Raw genomic sequence first — 6,737 nt, 5'->3', positions numbered from 1 at the left:
CCGGCGTGGTCCGGAACGCCTCGCTCGCGGCGATGAGCCGTTCGTCCGGCACGGCCAGGTCGCGTCCGCCGACCACCGTCCGGGGCAGCCGCTCCGGTTCCAGCCGGAGGTGCACACCGCCGGCGCGCTCGCCGGAGCGCCGGACGCCCCGGATCTCCGACCACGGGTACCAGTCCCCGCCGTACCGGAGCCCGCCGCCGGTCAACGCCAGCCGGCCGGTGAACCGCGTCTCCGCGTAGACCACCCAGCCCAGGCCGAGAGCCACCGCGGCCAGCACCGGCGGTCGCCCCGCCTCGACCTGCGGCCAGCGCTCGGTCAGGACCGAGAAACCGCCGAGGGCCACCACGACACCCGCTGTCACGTCCGCGGTCAGCCCCAGCCATCGCGCCGCCGACCGCCGGGCGACCAGCCCCGGTTCGGCGCCGTGCGGCCCGGCCACCCGGGGCCGCCAGATCAGCCGGCCGGTCCGCCGTGGCCGCCAGTACCGCTGCGCCAGGTGCCCCAGCATCACCAGCCACACCACGCCACGAGCCGCGTCGAGGTGCGACGGATCCAGCGCGAGGAGAACCCGGCCGCTCACCGCGGCCACCGCCGTACCGGCTAGGAGCGCGAACAACCGGCGGGACCACAACCCGTCGCGGTCGGGCACCGCCGCAGCCATCGGGCCGGGACCGGACATGCCCGGAAGGGTACGCGCCGCGTGCCGCGCCGTCAGTCGGCCGTCGGGCCGGAGGTACGGGTCAGTCCGGCGGCGGCCCGCTCCACGATGAGGCACCTGTCCTCGACGTATTCGAGGCCCGCCTCCTCGGCGATCCGGCGCGCCTCGTCCGAGAAGATGCCGAGCTGCAACCACACCGCCGGGGCGCCGATCGCCACCGCCTGCCGGACCACGTCGACCGCGTCCCGCGCCGGGCGGAACACGTCGACCAGGTCGACCGGGTGCGGGATGTCGGCCAGCGTCGGATACGCCTTCTCGCCGAACAACTCGTCCACAGTCGGGTTGACCGGGATGATCCGCCAGCCGTGCCGCTGCATCTCCAGCGGTACGCGGTGCGCGGCCTTGCCCGGATCGCGGGAGGCGCCCACGACGGCGATCACGGCGGAGTCGGCGAGGATCTGCTGAGCGGAACGCATCCCCCGAGCCTAGCCCCGCCGGCGCGGGTCCTCCCCGCTAGAGGTAATGCTCAGCTCAGCAGCGTTGTGGGTCTGCACCGGCAGGTGACAGGTGTAGTCACGCGGCCTGACTGGCCGGTGGGTGCATGATGGCCTCGAATTCAACGGGGTCAACCCGGACAGCGACCGCTGGCGTCGGCGGCGGTGATAGGTCCGTTCGATCCAGGTCACGATCGCGATCCGTAGTTGTTGGCGGGTGGCCCATGATCGGCGGTTCAGGACGTTGTTCTACAAGGAGTCCGAAGCCGCCGCGTCGCGCGAGTCGCTACCCTCCCGTTAGGTCAAGAAGCTTTCAGTAGTGACTATAGGAGGTTGTGCTTACGGGCGAAGGCGGGAAACTCAGCTCCCGAGCAGGGCAGACGAGCATCGGTTGCTCTGAGTGCCTCAATGAGGTTCCCCGCAGCCGTAAGGGTTTGTTTGCCGTCCCGGCAGGCCCCCGCGAGAAGCCAGATGGTGCCGTGCACCCGGGCGCCGTGGGCGCGGGCGACCTGCGTCGCGTTCCTGTCGTCCGTGATGGCCACCCCATCCCGCAGTTCGGCGGCAGCGAGGACGGACGCCTCCCCAAGGTCGCGCTCACCCGAGCCGAGCCGCGCGGCCCATTTGGTGAAGCACCGCACCTCATCGAGGGTGTCTAACTGGGCAGTGGTCAGCCAATCCGCCTCGCAAGCGACGGCCAGTTCACGATGATCCGCAGATCCCGCCCGCAACTCCTCCCGAACCACCTGAGTCGTCCAACAATCGGCATCGAGCAGCAGGTCCTGCAAGACGTCCAGCCGGTCAGCGAGAGTGAAGTGGCTGAGAACCATCGTGTCGAGTACAAGGACGGGGTTGGCTTGCGCCGACAGGCTCACGGCGCGATCTCCAGGTCGTCCTCCTGCGGCAGATCCTCGTCGGCGATGTGGCCATGCATCAACTCCAGAGCCCTCGCCCGGGTGATGCGCCTGTTCCGCCACGCGTCCATCACGGCCTGTGCGTAGGCGGGCGGTACCCGCACCGACACAAGGTCGGGCTGCGGCGCCCAGCCCAATGCCTCCATGAACTCCACATGCGTGGGCCGAACCTGGCTCCAGGATCTACGCGTCTCTGCGTCGATGGTCCCTGCCTGCTCAGCCTGCCGCAACGCCAGCAACCAAGAGGTACGGTATCGAGCCGCATAGCTCACGATCTGGTCCCGGCTCACCGTCCCGGGGGCTCCGGCTGCGGCAATCGCTTGCACGGGCAGCAGCAGTTCTGCGGCGAAGGCATCAATCACCGCCTCCCGTTCTGCACGCGAGGCACTCACGCCGAGGTCGGCAGAATACTCATCACCAATGATGAGATGCCCCAACTCGTGTGCAGCGGTAGCCCGACGGCGGCCAGGGTCGCCCGTAGTGCTTACGACAGCAACCGCGATGTCGCCCTCGACGAGCGATGCTCCGTCGCCTGGAAGGTCGGTGACCAGTACCCACTGACCTGCGCGCTCACAGACGTCCATGATGCTGCCGACCGGTGCATCGCCGAGCCCGAACCGCTGTCGCAGCCACCGGGCTGTCTGACGCGCATCATCCTCGGATTCCACTGAGTGCGGGTAGCGAAGCAGCGGACGGGTAAGCAATACGCCAAGATCCAGCAACTGCTGGACGTTGCGCAGCCACTCAACCATGGCGATTTCGAGGCGTTCCGACGATCGTGCTGCCTGAGTGTCCGTTTCCTCGGTCAACGGGGCCGCTCGTCGGGACAACACCGCCGGCGGCGGCTGAATCAAGTACTCCATCGACACTCTTAGTGCCCTGGAAAGCCGAGCCAGCTCCATGCCGTCCAAACGGCGGCTGCCAGCCTCAACCTTGGCCAGCATTGTGCGGTCCAGCCCCACCATCGCCGCGAGATCCTGCTGCGAGATCCCCAGCGACAACCGGGCTCGCCGTACCTGCTCACCGACGAGGGGCCAGACCCAACCATCAGCCATGGTGCGATAATCGCACACTTGGCGCTGGAGTGGGTCAACACACGGAAGTTCAGGGGTCAACCTCAGGGGCATTACCGCTAGAGCAGGGAGAGCTGTTCGGCGGCAGGCGCGGGCGGCGGGGTCTCCGGCAGCCGGCGGTTGTCGCCCGTCTTGCCCCGGTGCAGCCCGTGCCGGCGTGCCGCCATCCGCACCCGCGCTGTCACCTCCCGCTGGTACGCCTGCGGCGCGTACGAGCCGGCCTGGTAGAGCCGCCGGTAGCGGGGCACCAGGTGGGGGAACTCCCGGGCCAGCCAGCGGGCGTACCACTCCCGGGCGCCGGGCCGCAGGTGCAGCGGCAACGGCGTCACACTTGCCGCGCCGGAGGCGGCGACGGCCGCGACGGTGGCGTCGATCGACTCCTCGTCGTCGCTGAGGCCCGGCAGGATCGGCGCCATCAGCACACCCACCTCGAAGCCGGCGTCGGCGAGCTGACGGACCGCGTCCAGGCGGCGGCGCGGGCTCGGCGTGCCCGGCTCGGCCGCCCGCCAGAGCGCCTCGTCCACGAATCCCACCGAGTACGACACCCCGACCCGGGTCACCTCCGCCGCCTCGCGCAGCAGCGGCAGGTCACGCAGCAGCAGCGTGCCCTTGGTCAGGATCGAGAACGGGTTCGCGAAGTCACGCAGCGCCTCGATGATCGGCGGCATCAGGCGATAGCGGCCCTCGGCCCGCTGGTAACAGTCCACGTTGGTGCCCATGGCGACGTGCGCGCCGCGCCAGCGTGGGGCGGCCAGCTCGCGGCGGACCAGCTCGCCCGCGTTGACCTTGACGATCACCTTGCGGTCGAAGTCGGCGCCCGCGTCCAGGTCGAGGTAGGTGTGCGTGTTGCGGGCGAAGCAGTTGTGGCTGACCACGCCGTTGGCGATGAAGTCGCCGGTGCCGGTGGTGATGTCCCACAGCGGCAGCTCCAGGCCGAGATCCTCTACGGCGCTCACCTGGAGGTGCGCCGCGCACTTGAGCGCCATGCCCTCGATCGAGCGCCGGGCGGTGACGGCCGGATCGGTGAGGTGGAAGAAGCGCAGCCGCTCGGGCAGCCCGCCGGTCAGCCGGAGCTGACGCGCCGCGCCCGGCACGCCCGGCACGTCGAGCGCCCACCGGAAGCCGAAACGCTCCAGCGCGCCGGACGTGCGGGCCTGGCTCCCGTCGTCCGCGACGCTGATCCGGAACACGCCCCGGTGGCAGGTGCCGGTGGCGTCGAACATGCCGGCCAGATAGCCCAGCGACCAGTCGTCTGTCGTCTCGCCCGGCGGGCGCAGCAGGCCGGTGACGACCTCGGCCGGGCCGGACGTGCGTACCACCGTGGTCGTCGGCCGGCGGCCGACCCGGGTGACTGTGGCCCGCTCGACGGTGACCCCCGCGTCGGCCAGGTAGCGTTCGGCCCGCTCCAGCGCCTCCGCCTCGGCGGTGGCCAGCCGGAACCGGGCACCGGCCCGGTCGTCGTCGCGGAGCAGGGCGTGCAGGTAACCCCGGCGGTAGTCGGCCGAGCGCTTCGGCGCCACCGCGAACCGGCCGGTGCCCAGCAGGCGGTTGCGGGTGGTCAGGTGGGGACGGCGGCCGCCGCCCCGCATGCTCCCGGTGACGTGTTTCCAGCCGCGTTCGGTCAGGAACCGGTGGTCGCCGCTGGCGACGAGCGTGGTGCCGTCGGCCAGGGTGACCCGGTAGGCGCGCTTCACAGTGGACCACTTGTCGAGCACCGTGGTGACGACGTAGTGGCGGTAGGCGCCGCGCCGCCGGGTGCCGTAGATCCGGTCGCCGGGCTCCAGTTCGCTGATCGCCCTGGTGCGCCCGTCGGCCATCAGGATCGGCGTGTCCCCGCCCAGGCAGTAGACGCAGGCGTGTGAGCAGCCCCGGTAGGGGTTGATCGTCCACTCGAACGGCACACGCGACTGGCCGGGCACCCGGTTGATGATCGACTTGGCGCGGACCTCGTAGAACGTCATGCCGGCGAAGCCCGGGGTGTCGAAGGTGCGGGCGACGGCGCCGGGCAGCGCCAGCGGCAGGGGTGGAGCCGCCGGCGCCGCCCGATCGGGAGTCCCCTCGTCCGGGGGAGCGGAGAGGTTGTCCCAGCGCATGGAGCTCATTCGAACACGTGTACGAATAAAGCGCAAGTGACGCTGCGGACACCGCGCGCCGCCGTGCCCCGGGGCGGGGCAGGATGGGGGCATGGAGACGTCGACCTTCGTCTACGACGGCGACTGCGCCTTCTGCACCCGGTGCGCGCAGTTCATCGAGCGTCGGATCCCGACCGGCGCCCGGGTGGTCCCGTGGCAGTTCGCCGACCTGGCGGCGCTGGGCCTGACGGAGGCCGAGTGCGAGGAGGCGGTCCAGTGGGTGGGCGCCGACGGCTCCCGCGCCGCCGGGCCGGACGCCATCGCCCGGCTGCTCGGCGACAGCGGCCCGCTCTGGCGGTTCGCCGGGGCCGGACTGCGCCTTTCCCCGGTACGCGCGGCGGCCTGGCCCGCGTACCGCTGGGTGGCCCGCAACCGGCACCGGCTGCCGGGCGGCACGGCCGCGTGCGCGCTGCCGCAGGAGGCCCGGGAACGGCTGTACGGCCCGACCGGACGCCCGGGCCCGACCGCCTGACCGGCCGGGTGGCCGTGGTCAGGCGGGCGCGGTCGAGGACGGGTCGGGGGCCGGTGCCGGCGAGAGGGGCGCCGTCGCGGGCGCCGTCGGCGCGGCGGGCGGCGGACGGCCGAGCAGGCGCCGGACGAACACCACCGGACGGACCTTCTCCAGCGCCAGGAAGCTGGTCATCGCCACCAGGTGCGGCGCGAACGAGATGGTGATCGTCGCGATGGTCACCAGGTGGAACGAGTAGAAGAAGCCGACGGTCATCGTCCGCCACCGCGCCGGCAGCACGAACACCAGCGGGCTGAGCAGCTCGAACGCCAGGATGCCGAACTGCGCCACGATCAGCAGGTGCGGCACCTGCGCGATCAGGTCGGCGAGGTCGGTGCCGCGCCGGATGATCGCGCGGGCCAGCACCGAACCGTTCGCCCAGTCCAGGCCGCCGAAGCGGAACTTGGCCCAGGCGGCGAGGAAGTACGTGCAGATGACCGAGATCTGGGTGACCCGCAGCGCCCAGCCGCCCGCCTCGGTACGGGTCGGGTCGCCGTGCCGGGCGCGGCCGGCGGTGGGCAGCACGGCCAGCGCCACGAGGAGCGCGAAGCGGTCGTGGTCGACCTTGCCGTAGCTCATCGCCACGATCATCCACTCGAAGTACAGCGCGAAGACCGTCCAGCCGAGCAGCCGGTGCGCCCGGCCGGTGGCGGCGAGCAGCGCGGTGACCAGCAGCGCCCAGAACACCACGCCGACCAGGGCGGGGGTGGGGGTGGGCAGCGGGAGCAGCCGGCCGACGAGCAGCGGCTGGTAGAGGTCGCCGGGCACGTCGACCCGGGTGCGTACCCAGGGTGTGAACACCACCAGGTCGGCGGCGACGAAGAGGTAGACCAGGGTGCGGAACGCGGCGATCCGGCCGCGCGGGACCGCCTCGGTCAGCCAGGCGGTCATCCGCCGGTCTCCCAGCGCACGGCCGTCTCGTCGGTCCACCTGCCGGTCGGGCGGCCGCCCTGGATGTCGA

General features: G+C 71.6%; 7 protein-coding genes and 1 pseudogene. 1 reads left to right on the top strand and 7 read right to left on the bottom strand.

The genetic code is table 11. From position 1 onward, the window contains the following. From KBX39_RS19050 to KBX39_RS19025, 6 genes and pseudogenes are all read right to left on the bottom strand, one after another. Positions 1-679 (bottom strand): hypothetical protein (locus tag KBX39_RS19050; RefSeq protein WP_210871798.1); only part of this gene is annotated, 679 nt, incomplete at its 3' end. A 32-nt stretch (positions 680-711) separates the two neighbouring features. Then, positions 712-1,134 carry a CoA-binding protein gene (locus tag KBX39_RS19045; RefSeq protein ID WP_210871796.1) on the bottom strand — a complete coding sequence of 141 codons (423 nt, stop codon included), beginning with the start codon at positions 1,132-1,134 and terminating at the stop codon, positions 712-714. Positions 1,135-1,275: 141 nt separating this feature from the next. Next, a pseudogene (locus KBX39_RS19040) lies at positions 1,276-1,398 on the bottom strand (IS3 family transposase); the annotation flags it as partial. 77 nt (positions 1,399-1,475) lie between these two features. After that, complete coding sequence (locus tag KBX39_RS19035; RefSeq protein ID WP_064447582.1) at positions 1,476-2,024, bottom strand: hypothetical protein; 549 nt, start codon at positions 2,022-2,024, stop codon at positions 1,476-1,478. Then, complete coding sequence (locus KBX39_RS19030) at positions 2,021-3,118, bottom strand: helix-turn-helix domain-containing protein (protein ID WP_210871794.1); 1,098 nt, start codon at positions 3,116-3,118, stop codon at positions 2,021-2,023. The genes KBX39_RS19035 and KBX39_RS19030 overlap by 4 nt, the downstream gene beginning before the upstream one ends. 77 nt (positions 3,119-3,195) lie before the next feature. After that, positions 3,196-5,229, bottom strand: a complete 2,034-nt coding sequence (locus tag KBX39_RS19025) for an intein-containing Rv2578c family radical SAM protein (protein WP_210871800.1) — start codon at positions 5,227-5,229, stop codon at positions 3,196-3,198. A gap of 91 nt (positions 5,230-5,320) precedes the next feature. Between KBX39_RS19025 and KBX39_RS19020 the strand changes: the two genes are divergently transcribed. Next, positions 5,321-5,740 carry a thiol-disulfide oxidoreductase DCC family protein gene (locus KBX39_RS19020; RefSeq protein WP_210871792.1) on the top strand — a complete coding sequence of 140 codons (420 nt, stop codon included), beginning with the start codon at positions 5,321-5,323 and terminating at the stop codon, positions 5,738-5,740. An 18-nt stretch (positions 5,741-5,758) separates the two neighbouring features. Here the strand turns inward: KBX39_RS19020 and KBX39_RS19015 are convergent, their stop codons facing one another. Then, positions 5,759-6,667 (bottom strand): HTTM domain-containing protein, encoded by a 909-nt coding sequence (locus KBX39_RS19015; RefSeq protein WP_043326888.1) that lies wholly within the window; start codon positions 6,665-6,667, stop codon positions 5,759-5,761. Positions 6,668-6,737 lie beyond the last annotated feature (70 nt).

The sequence above is a fragment of the Micromonospora sp. D75 genome (assembly GCF_018070405.1).
Taxonomy (GTDB): Bacteria; Actinomycetota; Actinomycetes; order Mycobacteriales; family Micromonosporaceae; genus Micromonospora; species Micromonospora chalcea.
The sequence above is the reverse complement of the archived record's forward strand: the minus strand, read 5'-3'. Positions and strand labels throughout refer to the sequence as shown.

What these genes read in the sequence shown, in the direction of transcription:
- KBX39_RS19045 (WP_210871796.1), bottom strand. Translation starts at nt 1,134, where the DNA reads ATGCGTTCCGCTCAGCAGATCCTCGCCGACTCCGCCGTGATCGCCGTC.
- KBX39_RS19030 (WP_210871794.1), bottom strand. Translation starts at nt 3,118, where the DNA reads ATGGCTGATGGTTGGGTCTGGCCCCTCGTCGGTGAGCAGGTACGGCGA.
- KBX39_RS19025 (WP_210871800.1), bottom strand. Translation starts at nt 5,229, where the DNA reads ATGCGCTGGGACAACCTCTCCGCTCCCCCGGACGAGGGGACTCCCGAT.
- KBX39_RS19020 (WP_210871792.1), top strand. Translation starts at nt 5,321, where the DNA reads ATGGAGACGTCGACCTTCGTCTACGACGGCGACTGCGCCTTCTGCACC.
- KBX39_RS19015 (WP_043326888.1), bottom strand. Translation starts at nt 6,667, where the DNA reads ATGACCGCCTGGCTGACCGAGGCGGTCCCGCGCGGCCGGATCGCCGCG.